Below are 23,674 nucleotides of genomic sequence, written 5' to 3'. Positions count from 1 at the left end.
TTCTAGAAACGTTTGTCCAAAAAAGATTTTTTATATTTCTGCCAGATATCCAAGGCAATTCGCATCGGTTTTATCATCGGCACCGTATACGACTTCAGTTGTTTTGCAGACATGTATCCACTGCTGCGGAGGACATAGTCGGAAAACCCCCGAAGAGAGATAATGAGCGGTTTTTTCAACTCGCTTTTCAGATCGACCAGACGTTCCGGAAGGTATTCGGAAAGCAAAGGAACCTGCAGGTAAATAGCTGTAATAATAACGTCGGTATTCGGATCATCATCAATTATTCGAAGCGCCTCCAGCAGTCGTTCATCATCACAATCGCCAAACATGTCAATAGGATTGTTTCCTACGCCCTGAAGTGTCGACGCCTTCAGGGCGGAAGTATCCGCTGCGAGGTTTTTTCCCATCAGTTGTTGCAGTCGAACTCTGGTTTCCGCTGTAAAGGATGCAAGCGCCATCTTTTCTTCGGTCACCTGATCCGCAAGAAGAATTCCGGCCCCCCCGCCAACACTGACTACGGCTATTTTATCCCCCAGAGGAACGGGTTGACTGGTGAGCATTGATAAGACGTTGACCAGGATTTTCGGATCTTCCGTCAAGTCTTCCACCAGGTAAAATCCTGCCTGTCTGCAGCATGCCTTAAACGCTTCGTGGCTTCCGGCCATCGACGCAGTGTGGGACAATGCCGCCTCGGCTCCTCCACCGACTCCCCCCTTTATTATCAGTACCGGTTTTTTCCTGGTTACCCTCCGCCCAATCTCCATCAGTTTCAAACCATCCGCTACCCCTTCAAGATAGATGGCTATCACTTTGATCCGATCATCCTCTCCCATGTAGGCCAGGTGTTCCGGGACACCGAGGCTGGAACCATTGCCGATTGACACCCAGCGACCAATATTGAGTTTATCTGCCCCAAACATTTCCAGGAGTTCCAGTCCTATGCCACCACTTTGGGAAATGACGCCGATGCCATTTGGCGTAGTGACCGGGGTTGAACGTTGTTCGGGGATAAAATTTGTATTCAGTTTCGAAAAATTATCGATAACCCCCATGCAGTTGGGGCCGATATACGGGACGTTATGTTGCTTGGAAAGTTCCAGAAGACTCTTTTCAAGATCGTGCCGACCTACTTCTGCAAAACCATCACTGAAAATGATGGCACCTTTGCCGCCCATCGTGCAAAATTCTTCAAATATTTGCAGGGTCCTTTCCGGGTTAACCGCAAAGACTGCCACTTCGGGAATTTCAGGCAAAGCCTGTAGATTCGGATAACATCTGAGACCATGAAGCTGATCAAACCGCGGATGTATCGGATAAATTCGATCGATGCCCAGGCAGTTTTTAAGGATAACCCCACCCTGGGTACCGGGCCTTGAGGCACCAATTATTGCCACCGACCTGGCATCAAATATCGCCTGAATAGTGTTGATTTTTTCCTGAGTGATCTGTTCAAAGTCCGGATAGGCAACCACCTCCCCTCCGATGAGTCTGGAGTCTACAATTGCATAGCCTTTTTCGTAGACCAGCACCGGGTTCAAATCCATTTCATGGATCTCCGGATGCTCAGCCATAAATTTTGATACCTTTATTGTCAGTTCAATAACAGCATCAAAGTCGAGTATCTGGCCCCTGTATCCCCCCAGTATATGGCCAGCCTTCGTCTCAACCAACATATCCAATACATCTTGCCGTGTTAACACCCCAATACCGGTTGCGGCATCAGAGAATAACTCGACATAGCGTCCCCCCAATCCAAGCATGGTAACCGGCCCAAAACTAGGATCCTGTTTTGCACCGAGCAAAAGCTCAAATCCGGGCTTTGCCATTGCCTGAACAAGGATACCGTCCAATGGCTCTCCGGTGGCCTGCAAACCATTGTCGAGCAGTTGGAAATATGCCGTTTCAATTTCAGCACGATCGTGCAGGTTAAGCAATACAGCACCAATATCAGATTTGTGGATAATCTTTTCCGATACTGCCTTTAGTACCACAGGATACCCGACACTATCTGCCGCGAAGAGTACCTCCTCCAAGCTGGAAGCAAGGATACCCTCAACGTCAATACCGTGACCTTGAAGGAGATTAACGCTCTCTATAAAACCTAACTGCCGAAGACTCATGACGCCCTCCTGAAAGTGGGTTTATTGCACCTTCCAGCTGCGAAATGAAGCGAGGATACCAAAGTTAAAAGTGCAATAAACATCCCGCGATTACGTTTTTCCAGGTCCATCTCAGCGGAGCAGCACAGCCCAAGGGCAGAAACGAACCGGATTAAAAAACCGAACTGTCATGGAACAGACAATTGTAGCTCCCCAATACCTTAGAGCATTTCAATAGCACAGGCCATCGATACCCCTCCCCCGCCGCATAGAGTGGCAAGGCCGAGGGATTTGTTTCTGTTTTTGAGCGCATACATAAGGGTCACAATCAGGCGCGCCCCTGTGGAACCGACAGGATGGCCAAGACCAATACCGGAACCGTTAACATTGGTGATATCACGATTAAGGCCAAGCTCTCTCTCACAGCCAATATACTGTCCAGCAAAGGCTTCATTTACTTCACAGAGGTCAAAATCCCCAATCTCGATTCCTGTTGACTTGAGCAGGTTTTGAACCGCCGGCACAGGAGAAAGGCCCATGATAGAGGGATGGCAGGCTCCCCTTGCTGCGGCCTTGATTTTAGCAATAGGCGCCAAACCAAGTTCCCTGGCTTTGGAGGCGGACATGATGATCATGCCGGTTGACCCATCATTTATTCCAGAGGAATTTCCTGCGGTTACCTTTCCAATCTTAGGCACAAAAGCAGGTTGCAGGGCCTCAAGTTGTTCCAGGGTCACGCCCGGCTTGAAGTGTTCGTCTCTATCAAAAACAATAGACTCTTTACGTCTATGTGGGACTTCAACGGGTACGATTTCATCTTTAAAAGATCCGTCATTGGTGGCACGTTCCGCTTCGTTATGACTTCGCAATGCCACCTCATCCATTTCTCTGCGGGAAATATCCAGGTGCTGGGCAATAAACTCAGTGGTGTGTCCCATGATATATGGTTTGCCGACAAACATGCTCAAAGGGGCCTGTGTCTCATCCACCGGGCCGTCCTCAGGATGTGGTATTATGTGTGAACCGCAATGGAGTGCGTGGATCAAGCTGTCCACGAAGGTGCTGTCCTGCAGCCTGCAGCCCCACCTGGCCTTGGGAACAGTATAAGGAATTGAGGACATATGTTCCGTACCACCTGCCAGAATAATATCCGCCATACCTGCCTGGATCATAGCCATCCCTGATATCATGGCTTCCATCCCTGAGATACAAACCCTGTTGACGGTGGCAGCAGGGACCGTGTCTGGGATTCCGGCCAGCAATGCTCCGACTCTTGTGACATTAAGGGTGTCACAAGATTCTACGCAACTCCCATACCTGATATCATCAATTAAGGCAGGATCGATATTTGCCCTTTTAACAGCTTCCTTCATAGTAACGGCAGCAAGGCTTGCCCCATTCATGGGAAGCAAAGTCCCTCCAAAGCTACCAATGGCTGTTCTGCAACCTGAAACGATGACTACCTCTTCCATTGTATAAACCTCATGTATATTATGATATTAAAGATTTAAACCGCCACAATGCTTATTTGATCGATTTCTTTAACAATCGGACGGTTGGTGTCTTTACGTTGCTGATGGTCAGGCGGGCGCGATGCCCAGACTGTGCAACAGTTCTCCCCATTCTTCGGCCAGGAGATACTGCTCCGGCAGAGTCGCCGCGCTGTTGATCCGAGAGACTTTGTCAACCAGACCAGGTTGTCAATATAGGTTTGTTTGCCGAATAATTGTGCTGCAGTGTCGCGCGAAAAATTAATCTTAGCAGTTGTCTCCTTTTCCAGGAATCCTGGCAAGACCGAAATGGTCGAAATGTCCATGAGTTTTAAAGACGTATAACAGCACCAACCCACTAACGATCTCTGTCAGATAGAGGTGAACCTCGCCGACATGATAGGGCATTTTGGTGGTGATCCTCTTCATTTTCCCAGTTCGCGGCGTCAGGCAGCCTGACCCAGTGGCAAAAAGTTCAGTCTTCAAAATCTTCAACTCCAGACCTTACCGTCAGTCCGTCCCGTTCACCAAGTCGCAGGGCGAGGCCGTGATACTTGGACAGTTCATAGTGGAAAAAATATCGTAATGTTAATATTTTCCCCTGGTAGAAACTTGTTTCTCGCTCACTCGGGTCGGTTTGCAGGGCGCGCTGAGCAGTTGTCCCCTGCAACAGCCATTGCCAAGCGATAGCAACCAGTCCGAACAACTCCAGATAGAGTGCTGAGTCGGCCAGGATAAGTTCCGGATCAACAGCGCTGGTACCGACCAACCTGTCGGTGACCTCAATCAGGGCGGTCAGTCCACCCTTCAACCGTTCGGCATAAGGTGACAGATCCTGGTCCTGGTTAGCATCCTCAATGGCTTTCTCCACCTGGGCGACAAAGAGGGGGAAGGCTATGCCTTTTTGCATCTGCACCTTACGCCCAAGCAGGTCGATGCCCTGGATTGTGGTGGTCCCTTCGTGTATCGGGTGGATGCGAATATCCCGGTAGAGCTGTTCCTGGGGATATTCGTCGCAGTAGCCGTAGCCCCCGTGAATCTGCAACCCGTAGCTGGTTGATTGAATTCCCATCTCTGAAGGGTAGCTTTTTGCGATCGGTGTCAGGAGGTCAAGCAGCAATTCGTAATGCTCTTTCTGCTCTTCCTGTTCGACCTGGCAGAGGTCGGCGTATTTGGAACATTGCAGCAACAGGCTTAGGGAGCCTTCAACAATGGCGCGTTGAAAGAGCAGCATCCGCTTGATGTCGGCGTGTTCGATGATCGGCACCATCGGCTGGAGCAGATCCTTGGCACTGGCCCTGCGCCCCTGGAGGCGCTCCTGAGCATAGTTCAGGGCATTGTAATAAGAAGCCGAGGCGATGGCCGCGGCGGCATTGCCGACCTCAAGACGGGTTTCGTTCATCATCCGGAACATATAGGTGAGCCCATGGTGTGCTTCGCCGACCAAATAGCCATGGCAGTCGCCGTTATCGCCAAAGCTCAGGTGGGTAATCGGGGCCCCCTTGTAACCCATCTTGTGAAAAGTGCCGGAGGTGGTCACGTCGTTATAGATGAGTCCGTCCTCGGTCGGGCGCAGGCGGGGAACGACAAAGAGCGAGATCCCTTTGACGCCTGCCGGAGCTCCTTCGATCTTGGCGAGGACCAGATTAACGATGTTGTCCACGCCGTCATGATCACCGGCAGAGATGAAGATCTTTTCCCCCTTGATCAGGTAGTGGTCTGTTTCGGTCGGGATTGCCCTGGTACGGATGTCCGCCAGGGAACTACCGGCCTGCGGTTCGGTCAAGGCCATGGTTCCCTGCCATTTGCCGGCGAACATGGTGGGTAGGTAGGTCTGCTGCAGTTTCTCGCTACCAAAGGTGGCGATCAGACCGGCTGCACCGGTGGTCAGAACGGGGTAGACCGCGGCGGAATAGTTGGCGGCGCTGAACATGAAGCTGGTCGCCGTCCGTATGGTAACCGGCAACTGCTGGCCGCCGATTTCATAGGAAAAGGAGGCCGCGATCCAGCCCCCTTCGCCGGCCTGGGTCATCCATTCCCTAACCATCGGGTGCACCTCAACCCTTCCATTCTTAAAGACCGGTGGTTTCTTATCCATCTCGCTGAAATAGGGGTGCAGTTGATTGCGTGCGATCTGGTCGGCGGTATCAAGAATCATCTCGAAGGTGTCACGATCATGATCGCTGAAATAATCGTAGCTGCAGATCTCTTCAATCTTGATCACTTCATTGAGCAGAAACTGTAGATTTCTTCGGCTAAAGAGTGTGTTATTCATGATCTGGTTTCTTACGGTGCTGGGTTAATAGATAGATGTTCAAAAAAGCTGCTGTTGTATAAGACCGAGAAGAGCATTCTCTTGTGAACCGGGCAGTCCTCTCCTCTTTACAGTTCCTGTCAAGTGCCTCAGGCCCCCTCGAACAGACCGGCAACCCCCATGCCGACACCAACGCACATGATGATAACCACATACTTGACGCTGCGCCGCTTCCCTTCGATCAGGGCATGTCCGATCATGCGGGTGCCGCTCATGCCGTAGGGGTGACCGATGGAGATGGCACCGCCATTGACATTAAGTCGATCGTCTGGGATGCCGAGTTTGTAGCGCAGTAGACTACCTGGACGGCGAAGGCCTCGTTCAACTCCCAGAGTCCGATATCATCCATTTTCAGGCCGTTTGTTTTCAGGAGCTTGGGAATAGCGAAAACCTGCCCGATCCCCATCCCGTCCGGCTCGCAACCGGTCACAGCCATGTCACGGTAGATCCCCAGGGGGGAGAGCCCGCGATGTTCTGCCAATTATCACCAAGTGCTGCCTTCAGTGCCTGGCTCAAACCGTTGCGAACCTCATGGGAGAGCGAATTCACCGGATTGTTGTTCATCTGAACCAGTAGAATATTGTTTTTTCCTTTTAAGGCTAATTTTAACGTTCATATCTGCCTCCCGTTGAAAATATCCAGCTACCATTATTAATCCCTACGCCAGATAGCGCACATTGCATGGCAATAGTATCTTATTGGAATTGCACATAAAGCGAAAACCAAGATTACTTTATCAATGGTCGCCAATCACCCTTCGGATTGATATGTTTGACAGGCTGTTAAAATCGGAGAACGCAAAATAGATGCCAAAGAAAAAATGATGGCAGGCATCGGATTGTTTATGTCTAACAATCAGATAGTTAGGCAGGGGGATGATAGACGAGAAGTCATGTCTGGAACTGGAATAAGCGTTGCGTCCTGCAGATGTGTAGCGCAGCACATCTGCAGGACGCAACACTTATTCAGTGGGTCTAGAAATCCTGTATTTTTGAATTCGTCTATAAAGAGTACTCCGGTCAATTCCCAACAGGCGTGCTGCCTTGGCTTTGTTCCAATCGGTTTTGTTTAAAGCCAAAAGTGTCTCTTCAGGTCCGTCATCTAATCTTTTTTTTGAAACAGCTTTTGTATTTCTTGAATACTCTCTGATTTCCGATGGCAAATGTGAAAGCATAATTCTCCGATCTCGACAAAGGATAAAAGCTCGTTCCAATGCGTGTTCCAACTCCCTGATATTTCCTGGCCAGGCATAATCCATGAATGCCTTGAGCACCTCATCTGACACCCCTTCAATATTTTTTTTAAAACGGGTAGTTAAAATACTGCAAAAATGATTCACAAGTAATGGAATATCATCAAGCCGCTCACGGAGCGGTGGAAGTTTGATCTCGACAACTTTAAGACGGTAATAAAGATCCTCACGGAATTCCCCATTCCGTACCATTTCTGCCAAATTACGATTTGTACAGGCAATGACCCGGACATCCACCGATACAGGGGTCAAGTCGCCCACCCGCTCAAATACCTTTTCCTGAAGTATGCGAAGAAGCTTCAGTTGTATTTTTGGTGAAATATCACCGATTTCATCCAAAAGGATCGTTCCTCCATCAGCAGCTTTGAAACGACCTTCTTGGTCCCTGATTGCACCTGTAAAAGCGCCTTTCACGTGACCGAACAACTCGCTTTCAAGCAAGGTTTCAGCCAGAGCAGAGCAATTTACAGCAACAAATTTTTTAAAAGCTCGGTTTCCACCATTATGAATCGCCTTAGCTGCCAGTTCTTTTCCTGTACCACTTTCACCGGTTACCAAAACCGTTGTCTCTATATTAGCAAGATCCTCTAGAAGGCTGTATATCTCCTGCATTCCAATACTTTTACCAATAATGTTGTGAAAATGGTGCCGCTCTTTCAATTCTTTTTCAAGGTCGTTAAGCCTTGTTATATCCCGTATGACAAGGACTCCTCCGATAAACTTGCCATCCTGGTCCAAAAGTGGAGAACTGTTGACAACAACTACCTGGCGAGGCCCGCACTCAATCCTGTATTCTTTAATCGTTGTTTTTCTTTCCAGAGTTTCTTTTATTAACCTGTAGCATGATTTGTTGCAGTGATTAGGAACAGCCGTGAATACCTTTCCGATTATATACTCAGCACTCATACCACAAAGCGTTTTCACCGCCTTATTCGCTTCAATCACTACCATGTTGGTGTCAACGGTAATAATGGCGTCCCTGACACTGCTAAATATGGCCGCTAAACGGCTACGATGCTTTGCCAGTTCTTCTTCAGCATGTCTTCTGGCAGTAATATCACGTACGATACTGCGGAAACCTACAGGAATGCCCTCTGAATTCTCAATTAAAGATATAGAGTTTTCAACAATTTTCCTGGTCCCATTCTTACATATAATCTCATAGGCAAATCCTTTATTCGGTATCCCAGTAACATATACCTTGTTGTATGCGTTATAGACAGCATCAACTGTGTTACTATCCAGATATTCTCGATAATCCAGACCAATTAACTCATCTCGTGGGTATCCATATATTTTTATAAACGAATCATTACAAAAAATGACTTTTCCAGAAAGATCTATTTCCCCAAAACCGTCTTCAATTTCATCAAGTACAATCCGATATCTATACCTCGATTCCCGTAGCGCTTCTTCCGCCATTTTCGATGGGGTAATATCGACCATATTTCCCAAATCACATGATTTGCCCCTGTAAGAAACACTTTTTATACCCATCTCTATCCAGATAATTGAATTATCTTTTTTTCGTGCTCGAAATGTAAAACGATCAGGCAAAACACGATGTCTGTCACATTTGAAATAACTTGATCTGACAGCAGATCTGTCCTCGGAAACCGTCATGTCCCACAATGATTTTCCGATAAATGCATCAGGCTTATCATAACCGAACATATCCAGCAGATGTCCATTTACATACTTGAATCGTCCTTCCTGTATAATACATATCCCAACAAGCAGGTTATCGACAATCACTCCATGATCATCCTTCAACCCTTCACAGTTCATAGCTTCGCCCTCCCAAATATCAAACTTGTTGGTAATCTTATCCATTTTCTAACCCCTTAGACTGGAACACAATGACAGATTCAAATCACTGACCAGCCCATCATCCGCCCTTATATCAATTCGTGCATTAATCTTGAGAAGTCTTTTTTACGAATTTCCTGTAATTAACGTTTGAACAATTCAGGCTACGGCAACAAGGATTTCGATTACCAAAAAAGCCGGTGTCAATATAAAAACAGACAGTAACTGCAGCCCACCATGTCTCAGATATCCTTTCTTCCAAACAACTATAGCCATCAGGGCAGCGAAGTTCATTATTAATCCGGCGGAAAAATAGGATAAATTCACACGATATAATGGAGTTGGTTTTACGTCAACAACACCTCCGTTTCCCGACACAGTAGCGAAGATCAAGATCATCGACAAGTTCTCTTTTCTTATCTGGTTTCAGAACGTTATTGAGAGCACGTACTGGAGCATCTGTTTATCAAGACTGAGATCAGCGACAATTTTTTTAAGCTGCCGGTACTCTTTTTCAAGCTGTTTCAGACGTCTCAGCTCACTGGGACCAAGTCCGCCATTTTTTTATCCAGGTATAAAGGGTAGCCTGGGTGATTCCCATCTTCCGACATACCTCCTCGACTTTGGTTCCCGTCTCTGCCTGCTTGAGTGCAAAGGCGATTTGCTCTTCTGTAAATTTCGATCTTTTCATGGCCGATTACCTCCCTGGTCTTCGGAGCAGTTTGCCAGAAAATATCAAATTTTGATATATCCAGCTTTCAGGGAGAACGTCAGTCAATAAGAGAAGCCTGATAGAATTAACTCTATCAGGCTTCTTTGTTAAACTGCGCTAACTCGGTACGGTGCTTAAATTAGAACTTGAAAGATAAGCGTACACCACTCTCAAAAACATCTTCATCACCGGTAGCATCGCCGGCTGCGAGGTATGCTAGAACGGCATCAAGATTCATGTTGTCCATAAGCGCGTAGGTAAGTTTACCGTCGACCTCAAAACCGAGCTCGTTTTCACCGGCTGCGTTGTCTTCAGCAAGCATCGCGTACCAGAGGTCTGCAGAAAGGGTCAGCTTGTCGGCAGGTTTAACGGTTACACCAGCGTTAACTGCGAGAATATTGGTGATTCCGTCAGCAGGAGAGCCGGCTGAAGCGTTATTATCGAAAACACCGTAACCCATGATCTCAGACCAGTAGTAAGAACGACCTACAGGATTGAAGAATGCTTCCATGTCGCCGTCAGCGGCATCATCGTCGCCGGTTGCGAAGAAGACCTGACCGTGTGCGATACCTGCGTCAACGCCCAGGGCGCCGAGGAATGCGCTGATGTCGTCATCACCGTAGTCGCCGCCGTTATAGATAAGAGAACCCCATACGCTGGCTACGTCCATCTTCAGGTCAAAGTCAGTACCGAGATAGTAGGAATTCCAATCGCCTTCAGGAGTTACCACGCCTTCATCGTCGACGGAGGTGCCTTCGTCGGCTGAGTAATATACAAAATACGGGGTGAGACTCAGGTTGTCGCTTACCTGTACACCGACCTGGAAAAAAGCAATACCTTCGGTGTAGTCATAACCACCGCCGTCTTCAGTCTTTGCGGAGATGTATCCCAGTGTCGGAGTAACGTTGCCGAGCTTGGGAGAAACCAGGATACCTGTGAAGTCATTGTTAAAAATAAAACCGCGGGCAATAGTGTAACCCTGTATACCGAGCTTGGTACGAACATTACCGAGAGTGAAATCAGCATAGGAGTGCTTAATCTCGAACACCATACCGTCAGCGCCGATATCTCCAAGAGGTTCGCTGCCCCAGTTAGAGTCAAATTCGAACTTGTTTACGAATTTGAAATTGTCGTTGAATTTTGCGGTGTAATAGAGACGAGTTCGATTGTCAATACGTCCGTAGCTTTCGCCGTCCTGATTAAATTTATCCTGAACAATAGCACGGGTACGCCAGTAACCGCCGAATTGATTTTCCATTGCAGATGCTGTAGTAGTCGCCACACCACCAGCGAGCATGAGGCCAACGGCTGAAGCAATAATCTTTCTCATTGTAATCTTCTCCATATTTTATTTTTTAGCCCTCTCTTCAAAAGGCCGTTTTTATCTTTCACAGGTTAGCTAGCTGACCTTCAGCCAAAACCTCGCGGTACACCATGGGGCCAACCGTGAAGATATACTGCTATGCTTGTACTATTTACCCAGGTCGAACCTGTGGAGAGATGCAAAGAAGTGGCTCAAAAGAGGGAAGAACTCAGTGCCTTTTTGCTTTTGCAAACGCAGTCTTGAATGGTGAACTTCTCCCCGGTAACAATGAATACAATTTTTTTCAGTAGTCAGTTGGTATTAGTCAGTACATTGATTAGCGGACACAAGCGTATATTGCGTCCAGAGGGCTGGCAGCAGAAATCAAGTTCACTTTATGCCGGATCCTGTAGTCTTAAAAGCGGTGAGAATTTTACCCACCAAAATCATGTGTGAGAAAAGCCTGGCCCTCTCCAGGCTTTGAAAAAAATTCAGGCCACCGATTCAGGCTTCAACCACGGTCATGTAGAACTAATTAATTCAGATTTCACCTTAACCGTGACCATATTCTCTCTGAAAAACCGGGACCACTTCTGCCCTTTCATAATTAATTCTGTCTATTCAAACATCAGAACGATCAGTTCGCAGACACAGACTGGCTTGTCGTTGTTCTCAATTTCCACCTCACAGTGCCAGGTAACTTTCAGTCCACTGTTCTCCATTTCTTTAACCTCCCCTATGCGGCAGGAGAGACGCACCCGGCTTCCCACGGGCACAGGTGCGGGAAAGCGTACCCGGTTTAATCCGTAATTCACTTCGATTTTCTTGCTGGAAGACTCGACCACATCCCTGATCATGCCAGGCACCAAAGACAGGGACAGAAAACCGTGAGCCACGGCCATGCCAAAAAATGATTCCTGTCGGGCTCGTTCGGGGTCCGTATGGATCCACTGGTGGTCGTGGGTGGCCTCAGCAAAGGCATTGACCATTTCCCGGGTCACGGTTACCCATTTTCCTTTGGGAAGCGGTGCGTCCTTTTTTTGTTTGAACGTTTCAAAACTGTTAAATTCAACTGCAGCCATGTAACTTCCCCTTTTAAAAAATACCTGTAATACCCATGGCCGGATTCCCGACCAAGGCATTCCTTTTCCATTAATTTTTCAATTGGGTCCAACTCTGAACGAAGATGAATTTCCGCGTGGGCTTGATCTATTGATCTTAAACACTGATCCAGGCCGGGTTCGATTGCTGTTCAAGGGATTCCAGGATTTTTGCTCAGTATCAACAACCTTTAAACAAGGGCTTCCTTTTTTCCATAAACGCTTTCATGCCCTCCTTTTGATCAGCCGTGCTGAAAAGCATGCAAAAGCAATCCTGTTCGATATACAGCCCGTCCTTGAGCGAAACCTCCAGCCCCCTGCGCATGGCGGTCTTGGCCGCCCTCAAGGCCATTGCCGGCTGCTTGATGAGCTTTGAGGCAAAGGCCTTCACCTCGTCTTCGAGCGCGCCCGGATCGACCACCCGGTTAAGGATTCCTAATTTTTCAGCTTGATCCGCTTTGATCATTTCACCGGTCATGATCAGTTCTGCCGCATTGCTGTAACTAATCAGCCGGGACAGGCGCTGGGTACCGCCGCCGCCGGGAATAATACCCAGGGTGATTTCAGGAAGCCCGAGTACAGCATTGTCAGCTGCGATCCTGAAATCGCAGCACAACGCCACTTCAAGCCCGCCGCCAAGGGCATATCCGCTGATCATGGCGATGGTCGGCTTGGCAAGATAGGCCAACCGTTCCTGGGCGCGCATGCTGATCTCGCCTAGCCGTGCCGCGTCGGTAACGTCCGCGTCTGCCATTTGATCAATGTCCGCTCCTGCGACAAAGGCTTTTTCGCTGCCGGTGAGGATCACAACCCGGATCTCATCAGCCTCCTCGCAAGCGGCCACGGCCTCCTCCAGCTCTTTAAATACCTGGCTGTTGAGGGCATTTAGTTTTTCCGGCCGGTTGAACCGTATCCAGCCGATTCCATTTTCCTGTTTGAGCAATACAGTTTTTGAAGCCATGGTATGTTTATTCCCATCGGTTATGCATTTCCTGTAGAGAGATCCTACAGGTGTTATTTGTCGCTGTAATCATACCAGCCCTTGCCTGTTTTCTTTCCGTAGCGGCCCTCGACATACTGCTTCACAAGGTTAGGCGACGGCCGGTCGGCAACGTTACCGGTCTCCCGGAATGTTTCCATTTCCATGGTGTACATCAGATCGAGCCCGGTGAGATCATTCAGGGTAAACGGCCCCATGGGGTGCCCGGCGCCATATATACAGGCCTTGTCAATGTCTTCAATAGAGGCAACATCCATATCGAGAAGCCAGAAAGCTTCCCTGAACATGGCGAGCAGAATCCGGTTGAGCAGAAACCCTTTGACTTCCTTTTTTACATGCACGGCCTTTTTGTGAAGACGTTTGCACAATTCCATACTGACCCGAACGGTCTCCTCGGACACATGCGGGCCCTGCACGACCTCAACCAGCTCCATCACCAGCGCAGGATTAAAAAAGTGCAGGTTGATAACCTTCTCCGGCCTACTGGTGACATCGGCGATTTTAGAACTGACTATTGCCGATGAATTTGTCGCCAGAATGGCATGTGGTGGAGCGATCCTGTCCAGATCCGCAAAAATCTTCCGCTTGAGATCGAGGACTTCGAGTACCGCTTCAATCACATAGTCGGTATCTTTGGCAGCTTCTTCCAGGGAAGGTGTAAAGTGAATCCTTTGCCGGACGTCCCTGGCCTGCTCTGTAGAGAGCTTCCCCTTTTCCACCCTGCCGGCAAGATAGGAGTCCACGAAATCATCCGCTTTCTTGAGCAAGTCCTCGCTGATGTCCGTGCAGATGGTGGTGAATCCTTTTAAGGCACACTGGAGACTGATCTGGTGTCCCATGTTTCCGGCGCCGATAACGGTGATGGTTTTGATGTCGTCGATGTTCATAGTCTGTCTCTTTATGGATTTTGAAATTAATTCTGTAGGTTCTCGATGACGGTAGCCACGCCCAGGCCGCCGCCGCAGCAGGAGCCGAATACGCCGTATCTGCCGTTGTTCCTGATCATGTGACGCATGGCGAACATGCAGATCCGGGCGCCGGATGCGCCGTTGGGGTGGCCGAATGCAATGGCGCCACCGTAAGGGTTCCACTTTTTCATGTCTACGGTTTCGCCGGTCTGGTTCTCAATCTCCTTGATCACGGCCAGGTTCTGTACGGCAAAGGCCTCATTACACTCCATGACGTCTATCTCGGAAAGCTGAAGGCCGGCACGGCCTACTGCCTGGACCATGGCATAAGCCGGACCGATGCCCATGATTTTAGGATCGCATCCGTAATCGGCACCGGCGAGCCATTTGGCCATTGGGAAGTATCCCAGTTCTTCCGCCTTCTGCCTGGTCATCATCAATACAAAAGCGGCCCCGTCGTTCTGGCCGGAGGAATTGCCCGCAGTGACGGTGCCGTTTTTTTTGAACACAGGCGGCAATTTGGCCATGCCTTCCAGGGTGGACTGGGGTCGGGGATGCTCGTCCGCGTCAAATATCTGTTCCGGGGTCTTTCGGGTGGCCGGGATAGTCACAGGAACGATCTCGTCCTTGAAATACCCTGCCTTGATTGCGTCCTGGGCGCGCATCTGGCTGTTAAAGGCAAATTCGTCAGACTCCTCTCGTGAAATGTTGTACATTTCCTGGAGATTTTCAGCGGTGAGCCCCATACCGATGCACTCTTCTTCAATCGGCGAGAGTTTTTGCAAGATGGGCATGGGCGGGATCAATTTGTAAGGCTGGGTAGATGAAGAAAATTTGAAAGTCATCTGGCTGTAGGATTCCATGCCCCCTGCAATAACAACGTCAGCCTGGCCGGCCAGGATTTTCCACGCCGCATGGTTGATGGAATCGATGGCGCTTCCGCATTGCATTTCCACGTAAGAGGCGGAGGTGGTGTAGGGGAGTCTTGTAGACAATACCGCATGCCGGGCCGGGTTGATGGCCACGGAGCAGCCGGTGGCGGATCCCAGGAATACGCTGTCCACATGCCCTTTTTCAAGGATCTTTGTTTTATCCAGCAGCCCGTCGACGGCAATGCCGGCTATCCGGCTGGCATACAGATCCTTCAATGATCCGCCCATGCGACCGAACGCAGTACGGACACCTTCGACAAACACAACTTCTCTAGAACTCATTGGTTGTTCTCCTTAAGATTAATACGCATGCAGATAACGGTTCTGTTACGCCAGCACGCCGTTGTCGCACACGATGATGACATCGGTGGTGCAGCAAGCTGCCTCCGAGACCCGGCAGAGGGATGCGCCAGTCATTGCGACAGGCCGGACCATCCTCCATGGCCGTCCCCGTACCTGGATGGAGTATGAAGTCCGACAGTCAGAACATCCAATTAGGCATCACGTATCATTTCCACAGAATAACCATGCCCATAGAAGCTCTCCCTTTTTGCCGGAATTCTTTTCGGCCTGTTACTTCCGTCCGAGCTCCTGCAGAATCATGTTCCGCAGTTTGTACTTTTCGACCTTATGAGTCAGTGTCTGGGGTATCGAATCGACAATCCGGATATATCGAGGGCGCATAAACTTGGGCAGGTTGTCATCCGAGTACGAACGAACCTCATCTTCAGTCAAATCTTTCCCCGCAGACGGCACGATATAAGCTACAATATCATCTTCATCACCTTCATCACTGGGGATGCTTACAACAGCGCAAATGTTCACGGCTGATAGTTGCGTCAGCATATCCTCTACCTGGAAAGAGGAGAGGTTTTCACCACGAACACGAATCCGGTCACCCAAACGATCGACAAAATAGAGGAGTCCATCCTTATCCAGGACAGCGGCATCTCCCGTATGGAACCACAGGTTTTTGAGAGCCTCTATGGTTTTTTCCGGTTTCCCTAAATATGATTGGAAGAGCAGTCCCGGAAGTCTTGGACGATAGGTTAATTGTCCTGGCTCTTCAACCGGACATTCTTCATCATTTTCATTTCGAATGGAAACCTCAACGAAAGGCGAAGGATATCCCATCAAACCTTTCCTGGTCGCCTTTTCACCCGCCATGAGGAGCAGGCCGGATTCTTCAGCGGCTTTTTTGACCTCGCTATGGCTCATTCCATGGTATTGATCCGGAGGTGTACCTTGACCTTCTTCCAGTTCTTTCAGTATGACGAATGCACCCATACCGGTCTCAGTTTGGCCAAAAGCTGCTTGTACAAAGTCGATGCCGAAACGTTTGGCAAAGTCCGAATGGTTCAACGGAAGAGGCTGCATGTAGACCTTGTTCAGGGTGTTCCGGCGGTCATCATCGCGCGGCTCAGCCTTCGTCAACCAGGAAAGCATGACATCGAGAAGGATGGCTGTGGTTACCTTTCTCGAATGAATACGATTCCAAAATTCATTAGGACTGAAACGGTTCCATACGACAACCTCACAGCCGGCCCATACTGCGCGACAGACATTCGCGATAGCGCCACCCACATGGTAAAGGGGGAGGTCATTGTATATGACATCATCGGGTGTCAGGATTGCCCGCAGCCCATAACTATACCCGGCCATCCAGCGGTAAGATTGGACAACCCCTTTGGAGGGGCCGGTTGTTCCGGAGGTATAAACCAGATTAGCCGGGTCATGAAAGGTGACCGTAATGTCAGGCCGGCTTGCTGGCCCGGTCAGTTCTTCCCAGGTAACTGCTTTGAGTGAAGAGTGAACAGCCGGTAACTCGGCAGTGTAATCATGACTACCCTCGGGTGCTTGATAAACTGTCACCGCTGGTAAGGATTTGAGTTCTTCAGCAATTTCATTCACTTTTGGAAGCAGATCCGGCGCGGTCACGATCAGCTTTGGAGCAGTGTCGTTTAGCTGATATGCCAACAAGCGCCGGGAAAAGGAAAAATTGACCGGGCAAAAAACTGCTCCGGCCTTCCAAATACCAAACATCATCAGTGTGCATAACAGTGAATTGGTTGTAAACACGCTCACGTGGTCACCCTGTTCAATACCAATCGCTGCGAGGTTGCCTGCAATTGCATCAGTACGCTTGGAAAACTCCGCATAAGTTAACGTGACATCGTCCTCACCGTAATAAAAGAAGGTTTTGCCCCCTGCTTCCTGGGCCCAGTAATCCAGTTTTTTGGTGATAATTTCCTCATCAGCACGAAGCATCTGGGTCAATTGATGTTCATCCATTTTTCAGTTCTCCTGGTCTACTTGTTTTTTTATAGAATTTTTTACAACCTTCCCAATCATGGACGCGTACCAAACGAAGGTTTACCCAACATCTGCGGCAACCGGTAATAGGCATCCTTAACCCACTCACAGAGAAGTGGACGGCTATCACGAGGATCAATCATATTCTGAACGCCGAAATGTTCAGCCGTTCTAAAGGGCGACGCAATGTTCTCCATCTCCTTATTGAGACGTTCCAATTCGGCTTCACGATCTTCTACGGTGTTCAGGTAGGCCCTAAATGCTGCCTCGATACCGCCTTTAGAGGGAAGTGACCCCCAGGTGCCCGAAGGCCAGGACCAGCAGGATGCAGCGCGATGACGGTTCACCATGCCCGCGCCGCCAACGCCAAATACTCTGCGTAAAATTACCTCGGCCTGAGGAACCTTGGCTTGGTAAACGGCAGAAATGGCGCGAACTCCGTAGCGGATGGTACCGAGTTTTTCTGCCTCAGAACCGATAGACACCCCTCCCTGGTCGGTCAGGCTGACTATTGGTAAATGGAAAGTCTCGCACAGGTCGATAAAACGAGTGAGAGCCTGGGCACCTTCAACGGACATGATCGCTCCTTTGAAAGGATTGCTTGCCAGAACACCTACGGGGTAGCCATCGAGACGTGTCAGAGCAGTGATGGTGGAGCCACCATATTCAGCGTAGGTAAACAGGGAGCCTTGATCAAAAATGGACTCTAGAATTACCTGCAGATCGTAGGGCGTTCTCTCATTGTGCGGCACAGCTTTCAACAGTCTGTCGTCGCGGCGATCAACCGGGTCAGTACATTCAATACGCTTTGGCAGTTCATCGACATTTCTCGGCAGATAGGAGAGGAAGGCGCGAATAGCCTCAAACGCTTCTGTCTCGGAATCCACGATACGTTCCACCATGCCGTTGTTGGCATGAACATCAGCACCACCAAGTTCTGCGGCGCTTATATCTTCACCGGTGGTGCCCTTGACGACAGGAGGACCAGCGCTGAATATCTGGCTGGTTCCACGCACCATAATGGCGAAATGGGACATGACCAATCTTGCTGCACCGAGCCCAACAGTCGGACCTAGGCAAGCAGATATCACTGGGACCAGAGACAGGTTTTCAACCACTGCATCCCAACCAGGGTTGACGGGTAAATAGTGGAAGCCTTTTTCCATGGCCAGCTTCACACTGCCTCCGCCGGAAGCACCGTCCAACAGTCGGACAACCGGCAAACGCATTTCGCGGGCATAGTTTTCCAGGAAGATTTGTTTTTCATGGATAGCTGAATCACCGGAGCCGGCTCTCAGGGTGAAATCGTCTACGCCCAGGGTGACCCGTTGTCCGGCGATATTGGCCAGCCCCGCAATAAAATTGGCAGGTTGCAGGGAGATCAGATTGCCGTTCTCGTCATACTTGCTGAAACCGGTCAAGGCACCGATCTCGGTGAAACTGCCCTCATCCGCCAGAGCGTCAATGCGTTCGCGGGCCGTCAGCTTGCCTTTAGCTTTTTGCTTGGCAACATTATCTGGACCTCCCATCGCATAGGCAAACTGCAAGCGTTGATTGATTTCCGCGACTTCTGCGCTCCAGTCCTGCTCTTCATCAGCTGGCGCAGTTTGCTTGCGGGCAAAAGAACGTTCGCTCAAGCCACTGGGTTCAACAACTAACAGAAGGCATTTATCCTTGATCGCATCACCTTTATTGACACAGATTGCAGTGACGACGCCATCGTACTCTGCTCGCACCACGTGCTCCATTTTCATAGCTTCGATCACCATGAGAACATCACCCTGACACACCTCATCACCAACCGCCACCTCCATGGCAAGAACGAAGCCTTGCATCGGTGTGAGTATGGTATGTGCAGGGTCGTAATCGTCAGGCAGCCCAGCCGCCTCAGAATGTTCACTGGAATCCTGATCGCTCTCTACAGTCAACGGAGGGGTAATATTTATCAGGTTGCCCATGGATTCATGCAACTCTTGAGTGTAGTCTGAGATGAAAGTCGTACTATAGTCGCCATTCATAAACACCTGATGTCCAAGGATTGCGCGAAGCAAGGGTATGTTGGAGGGAATATTGGCAATATGGAACTCGCTAAGCGCGCCCGCTACCTTGCCAATGGCTTGTACAAAATCAGTGCCTCGGCCAATCACCTTGGCAATCAAGGAATCATAACGGAGGCTGGTTTGGTAACCGCTGTAACCATAAGTGTCCACTCTAATTCCCGGGCCGGATGGTGGTGCGAATATTTTGAGTAAGCCGGCCTTTGGTATAGTGGTGCCATCAACCGCTATTTCCTCAAGATTGACCCTTGCCTGAATGGCAAAGCCGTTGAGGACTGGAGGCTGCTGTAATCCAAGGTCCTCCAGGGAAAATCCTGATGCAATATGGATCTGTGTCTGAACCAGATCGACTCCGGTAACTTCTTCAGTTACGGTGTGCTCAACCTGCAGACGAGGATTCGCCTCCATGAACCAGAAACTGTTCTCCGAAACCAGGAATTCGAAGGTACCTATATTGTCGTATTTGACGTGTGACGCCAGACGGACTGCGGCGTCCAGAATGCGATCTCGCAGATCTCTGTCTAAGGTTGGGCTGGGAGCGATCTCAAGCAACTTCTGATGACGACGTTGTACCGTACAGTCACGCTCCCAAAGGTGGCAAACCTTACCGGAACCATCCCCGACAACCTGTACTTCAATATGACTGGCCTTTATCAACAGTTTTTCAACGTATAGGTCGCCATTGCCAAATGCTTGCAACGCCTCGGAACGACAACGTTCATAGGCTTCTTCCAACTCGCTCGGATCAAGAACAACGCGCATTCCCCGGCCACCGCCACCAGCCAAGGCTTTAAGCATGACTGCGCCATGCTCTTCTGCAAAGGTTCGTGCTGCGTCAAGGCTGGTGGGCTCTGACGTGCCCGGCATAACCGGAACATCGACCTCATGAGCCAGCTGCAAGGCCTTTACTTTACTACCAAACAGATCGAGAATCTCCGGCGCCGGTCCAATAAAGCGGATGCTTTGAGCGGCGCAACTTCGGGCAAAGTCTGCATTTTCACTCAAAAAGCCATAACCTGGGTGTACTGCAGAACAGCCCGTCTTCAGGGCAACATCAATCAGTGCCTGGTGATCAAGGTAGGCAGCGGCACCTGCCGCTGGCAGTTCGTACGATTGATCTGCATAACAGAAGTGCAGTGCATTCACATCATCCTTTGCACTTACCGCAACCGTCTCTATACCTAACTGCCGAGCTGCCCGGATTATGCGAATCGCAACTTCACCCCGATTGGCAATTAAGATCCTCTTCATCAGTTTGCCTCCTACTTGTTTTATGTGTTGCCACGTTTGGTTGTTCCCTGCGGCTAGTATTCTTCAACCGTGCTTTTTTTCCGTTTTTTCCATTATAGTTGTTGCTACCCGGATTTGACATATAACATCGCAACACGGATGCCACGGGGCATTACATGGACAACCCTCCTGAAATCAAAGGCCGTTTAAATGCCGGAATGGTTGACGTCTTCAAATTGTATTATTTTTTGTTGTAACTTGTGGCAATACCTCTAAAAACCTGTAAGGCTCAACAAGCTGTTAACACGCATAGACCACCCTCCTTTTGCGGCACAAAAATCGTTTCCGCAGATCTTATCTGCCTAAAACCACTCGTCCTTCATGTCAAGACAGGTACGGTCCATGTCTCTGAGTATCCGACTCTGGTATTGGATTTTGGGCAGTTCCCATCGGAAAAAGTACCCGCAGGCCTGCAGCTTCCCCATATAGAAACTGCGGTTCGATGCTGAAGCCGATTCGATTTGGCGGCTTGCGACCACTGCCTGACGCAGCCACATCCAGGCCATGACCAGGTGTCCCAGTATCTCCAGATACAAGGAGGCGTTGGCGAGATAGGCCTCCATCCCAACCTGCTCCTGCACCTCCAACAGCTCCTCTGTAGTTTCCTCAACCACCTGAAGGGCCTGGTGTAATTCCCGAGACCAGTCCTTGAGAGAGGCTTCCTCGCTACCCTGCTTGACGGTTTCTGCAATCTCCCTGATCAACAGTTTGAAGGCGGCAGCATTGAACAAGGAGACTTTCCGGCCAAGCAGGTCGATGGCCTGGATCCCATTGGTCCCCTCGTGAATGGGATTGAGGCGATTGTCCCGATAATACTGTTCCACCGGGTATTCGCGTGTGTAGCCGTAGCCGCCAAGGATCTGGATGGCTTGATAGTTTGCCTTGAGGCAGTATTTCGAGGGCCACGCCTTGACGATGGGGGTGAGAATATCAAGGAGCAGACCGCAATCGCGGCGGACCTGTTCATCGGGGGAGATCTTCTGCTGGTCAACCAACCAGGCCGCATAGAGTCCCAGGGCATAGGCACCTTCCACGTAGGCTTTTTGCTGAAGCAGCATACGTCGGACATCGGCATGATCGACAAGCATGACCTGTTTGGATTGCGGATCCTTGTTGCCCGGCAGGCGTCCCTGGGGACGAGTGCGGGCGTAATCGAGGGAATAGAGGTAACCGGCATAACCGAGCATTGCTGCCCCCATCCCAACACCGATACGGGCCTCGTTCATCATCTGGAACATGTAGGCAAGCCCTTTGTGCGGCTCGCCTATGAGGTAACTCACGCAACGGCCGTTTTCACCAAAGTTCAAGGCGGTCGAGGTGGTGCCTCTGTAGCCCATCTTGTGCAGTAGGCCGGAAAGAGCCACATCGTTATGTTCGCCGAGGCTGCCGTCGGGATTAACGTGGTAACGTGGCACCAAGAACAGGGAAATTCCCTTGACCCCTGCCGGCGCCCCCTTGATGCGCGCAAGAACCAGATGGACGATATTCTCCGACAATTCATGCTCGCCGCCTGAGATAAACATTTTATTTCCTCGGAGCAGATAATGCCCTTCAGGTGTGGACTCGGCGGTGGTCGTAATATCGGACAGAGAGGAGCCGGCCTGCGGCTCGGTCAAAGCCATGGTGCCGAAACAGCGCCCGTCGAGCATCGGCGGCAGGTAGCGGGACTTCAGCTCTTCCGAGCCGAAAGCCTCAATCAAATTGGCCGCCGCGATGGTCAAAAAAGGATAGCCGGAAGTGGCGATATTGGCGGCCTGAAAGATGGAAAGGCATGCCTGGTTGACCACCCAGGGCAGCTGGATGCCTCCCAGTTCCTCACTGTGGTGGCCGGCAAAAAAACCCGCCTCGGCAAAAACTTGGATAGCCTCCTTCACCTCGGGGATAATCTTCACCCGGCCGTCGACTATCACCGGTTCATTCTTGTCGGATTCGGCATTGTGGGGGTAAAAATATTCCCTGGCAATCTGTTCGGCCACCTCGATGATTGCGTCAAAGGTCTCCTGTGAATGTTCCTGGTAATAGTTGTACCTGGTTAATTGCTCAACATCGAGTAACTCGTTGAGCACGAAATTCATATTACGTCGATCAAAGAAGGGAATAGTCATTTCTCGATTCTCACTATTGAAGGTTGCGCTACCCTGAACAGTCAGGCTGCACCCATGCCTCACGACACATATGGTGATCACCAAGTACCTGGCAGCGTGTCGCTTGGTTACCAAGATGCGTATCTACTTGCGATTTTTTTCAGCTGAGCTTGAGATTGGTAATCAGGTAAAAATATCTTGATGCGAAAGTCCTTCAGACATCTCTGAAGGATGTCTTACCTGGTCTTCAGTTCTAGGACCGATTTTCCTTCCTACACCATTTACGCAACACTCCCAAGCTGTTAAAATCGGAAGGAGCAAAATAGATGCCAAAAAAAATAATGGCAGACATCGGATTATTTATGATTAACAATCAGATAGTTAGACGGGGGCGCAAAAGACGAGGAGTAATATCAGGCAACTGGCAAAAGTGTTGCGTCCTACATATGCGTAGCGCAACACTTGTGCGGAACGCAACACTTATGCCAGAGGGTCTAGAAATCTTGTATTTTTGAATTCGTCTATAAAGGGTAGCAGTTCAATTCTGTCTTGCTCAGTTGCGATGTACTTTTACCGATACGTCGTTTCTTTTTCTTCTTTGGTGTAACCTGCAAGCCTTCCCGCTTACGAAGCGTACAAACCCGTTCCCGACCGACCTTACATCCGTTTTCCATGAGTTTGTAATAAATGATGTGGTAGGAATTTAATGGACACTTTCTTAAGAGTGAAATATCAATTCTTAAGGGAGGTTATCCATGAGCAAAAGAACCAGACGAAACTATAGCGAGGAATTCAAAGATGAGGCGGTCAAGCTCATCACCGAACAAGGCTATTCCATTGCCGAAGCAGCCAGGAATCTCGGAATAAATGCAAACCTGCTTGGTAGATGGAAGAAAGAAGCTGAGCAACCAACAGGTGATCTCACATCATCAGGCAACATGACAGCGATGCAAGCAGAACTCAGGCGCCTTCGCAAAGAAAATAAGCAATTGAAGATGGAGCGAGAGA

The 23,674-nt window shown here is 49.6% G+C and carries 14 protein-coding genes and 2 pseudogenes; 1 reads left to right on the top strand and 15 read right to left on the bottom strand.

What is annotated here, in order from left to right:
• Positions 1-2: 2 nt before the first annotated feature.
• The 15 genes and pseudogenes from BLQ17_RS18940 to BLQ17_RS18865 form a co-directional block, all read right to left on the bottom strand.
• Positions 3-2,123: an acetate--CoA ligase family protein gene (locus tag BLQ17_RS18940; protein ID WP_092225729.1), complete on the bottom strand. Its 2,121-nt coding sequence runs from the start codon at positions 2,121-2,123 to the stop codon at positions 3-5.
• A gap of 200 nt (positions 2,124-2,323) precedes the next feature.
• Positions 2,324-3,574, bottom strand: coding sequence for a thiolase family protein (locus tag BLQ17_RS18935; RefSeq protein WP_092225728.1), 1,251 nt, complete (start codon positions 3,572-3,574; stop codon positions 2,324-2,326).
• A 285-nt stretch (positions 3,575-3,859) separates the two neighbouring features.
• Entirely contained in the window at positions 3,860-4,078 is a 219-nt protein-coding gene (locus tag BLQ17_RS18930) for a hypothetical protein (protein ID WP_092225727.1), read from the bottom strand.
• Positions 4,068-5,867 carry an acyl-CoA dehydrogenase gene (locus tag BLQ17_RS18925; RefSeq protein WP_092225726.1) on the bottom strand — a complete coding sequence of 600 codons (1,800 nt, stop codon included), beginning with the start codon at positions 5,865-5,867 and terminating at the stop codon, positions 4,068-4,070. Before BLQ17_RS18925 ends, BLQ17_RS18930 begins: the two co-directional genes overlap by 11 nt.
• A 128-nt stretch (positions 5,868-5,995) precedes the next feature.
• A pseudogene (locus BLQ17_RS23290) lies at positions 5,996-6,387 on the bottom strand (acetyl-CoA C-acyltransferase); the annotation flags it as partial.
• A 480-nt stretch (positions 6,388-6,867) separates the two neighbouring features.
• Positions 6,868-8,991 carry a sigma 54-interacting transcriptional regulator gene (locus BLQ17_RS18915; RefSeq protein ID WP_092225724.1) on the bottom strand — a complete coding sequence of 708 codons (2,124 nt, stop codon included), beginning with the start codon at positions 8,989-8,991 and terminating at the stop codon, positions 6,868-6,870.
• A 331-nt stretch (positions 8,992-9,322) separates the two neighbouring features.
• Positions 9,323-9,658: pseudogene (locus BLQ17_RS23285) on the bottom strand (transposase); the annotation flags it as partial.
• A gap of 160 nt (positions 9,659-9,818) precedes the next feature.
• Positions 9,819-10,937: an alginate export family protein gene (locus BLQ17_RS18900; RefSeq protein WP_143005558.1), complete on the bottom strand. Its 1,119-nt coding sequence runs from the start codon at positions 10,935-10,937 to the stop codon at positions 9,819-9,821.
• A 662-nt stretch (positions 10,938-11,599) separates the two neighbouring features.
• Positions 11,600-12,064 carry a MaoC family dehydratase gene (locus BLQ17_RS18895; RefSeq protein ID WP_092225717.1) on the bottom strand — a complete coding sequence of 155 codons (465 nt, stop codon included), beginning with the start codon at positions 12,062-12,064 and terminating at the stop codon, positions 11,600-11,602.
• Between the two features lie 199 nt (positions 12,065-12,263).
• Complete coding sequence (locus BLQ17_RS18890) at positions 12,264-13,043, bottom strand: enoyl-CoA hydratase/isomerase family protein (RefSeq protein ID WP_092225715.1); 780 nt, start codon at positions 13,041-13,043, stop codon at positions 12,264-12,266.
• A 53-nt stretch (positions 13,044-13,096) separates the two neighbouring features.
• Complete coding sequence (locus BLQ17_RS18885; protein ID WP_092225713.1) at positions 13,097-13,969, bottom strand: 3-hydroxyacyl-CoA dehydrogenase family protein; 873 nt, start codon at positions 13,967-13,969, stop codon at positions 13,097-13,099.
• Between the two features lie 26 nt (positions 13,970-13,995).
• Positions 13,996-15,204: a thiolase family protein gene (locus BLQ17_RS18880; RefSeq protein WP_092225711.1), complete on the bottom strand. Its 1,209-nt coding sequence runs from the start codon at positions 15,202-15,204 to the stop codon at positions 13,996-13,998.
• Positions 15,205-15,495: 291 nt separating this feature from the next.
• Positions 15,496-17,214: an AMP-binding protein gene (locus BLQ17_RS18875; RefSeq protein ID WP_092225709.1), complete on the bottom strand. Its 1,719-nt coding sequence runs from the start codon at positions 17,212-17,214 to the stop codon at positions 15,496-15,498.
• A 56-nt stretch (positions 17,215-17,270) separates the two neighbouring features.
• On the bottom strand, positions 17,271-20,543 hold the full coding sequence (locus tag BLQ17_RS18870; protein ID WP_092225707.1) for a carboxyl transferase domain-containing protein: 3,273 nt from the start codon (positions 20,541-20,543) through the stop codon (positions 17,271-17,273).
• Between the two features lie 341 nt (positions 20,544-20,884).
• The gene (locus BLQ17_RS18865; RefSeq protein ID WP_092225706.1) at positions 20,885-22,687 is read right to left on the bottom strand and encodes an acyl-CoA dehydrogenase; all 1,803 of its coding nucleotides are present in this window, start codon (positions 22,685-22,687) and stop codon (positions 20,885-20,887) included.
• A 734-nt stretch (positions 22,688-23,421) separates the two neighbouring features.
• Between BLQ17_RS18865 and BLQ17_RS18855 the strand changes: the two genes are divergently transcribed.
• Positions 23,422-23,674, top strand: a 253-nt coding sequence (locus tag BLQ17_RS18855) for a transposase (RefSeq protein WP_143005557.1), incomplete at its 3' end; no start/stop codon positions are given.

The organism is Desulforhopalus singaporensis (assembly GCF_900104445.1).
In the GTDB taxonomy this organism is placed as follows: domain Bacteria; phylum Desulfobacterota; class Desulfobulbia; order Desulfobulbales; family Desulfocapsaceae; genus Desulforhopalus_A; species Desulforhopalus_A singaporensis.
Note: the sequence above shows the minus strand (reverse complement) of the source record. Positions and strands in the feature narration are given on the sequence as shown.

Excerpts from the sequence above, each read along its gene's own strand:
- BLQ17_RS18940 (WP_092225729.1), bottom strand. The coding sequence starts at position 2,123 with ATGAGTCTTCGGCAGTTAGGTTTTATAGAGAGCGTTAATCTCCTTCAA.
- BLQ17_RS18935 (WP_092225728.1), bottom strand. The coding sequence starts at position 3,574 with ATGGAAGAGGTAGTCATCGTTTCAGGTTGCAGAACAGCCATTGGTAGC.
- BLQ17_RS18900 (WP_143005558.1), bottom strand. The coding sequence starts at position 10,937 with ATGGAAAATCAATTCGGCGGTTACTGGCGTACCCGTGCTATTGTTCAG.
- BLQ17_RS18880 (WP_092225711.1), bottom strand. The coding sequence starts at position 15,204 with ATGAGTTCTAGAGAAGTTGTGTTTGTCGAAGGTGTCCGTACTGCGTTC.
- BLQ17_RS18915 (WP_092225724.1), bottom strand. The coding sequence starts at position 8,991 with ATGGATAAGATTACCAACAAGTTTGATATTTGGGAGGGCGAAGCTATG.
- BLQ17_RS18890 (WP_092225715.1), bottom strand. The coding sequence starts at position 13,043 with ATGGCTTCAAAAACTGTATTGCTCAAACAGGAAAATGGAATCGGCTGG.
- BLQ17_RS18865 (WP_092225706.1), bottom strand. The coding sequence starts at position 22,687 with ATGACTATTCCCTTCTTTGATCGACGTAATATGAATTTCGTGCTCAAC.
- BLQ17_RS18925 (WP_092225726.1), bottom strand. The coding sequence starts at position 5,867 with ATGAATAACACACTCTTTAGCCGAAGAAATCTACAGTTTCTGCTCAAT.
- BLQ17_RS18870 (WP_092225707.1), bottom strand. The coding sequence starts at position 20,543 with ATGAAGAGGATCTTAATTGCCAATCGGGGTGAAGTTGCGATTCGCATA.
- BLQ17_RS18895 (WP_092225717.1), bottom strand. The coding sequence starts at position 12,064 with ATGGCTGCAGTTGAATTTAACAGTTTTGAAACGTTCAAACAAAAAAAG.
- BLQ17_RS18875 (WP_092225709.1), bottom strand. The coding sequence starts at position 17,214 with ATGGATGAACATCAATTGACCCAGATGCTTCGTGCTGATGAGGAAATT.
- BLQ17_RS18885 (WP_092225713.1), bottom strand. The coding sequence starts at position 13,969 with ATGAACATCGACGACATCAAAACCATCACCGTTATCGGCGCCGGAAAC.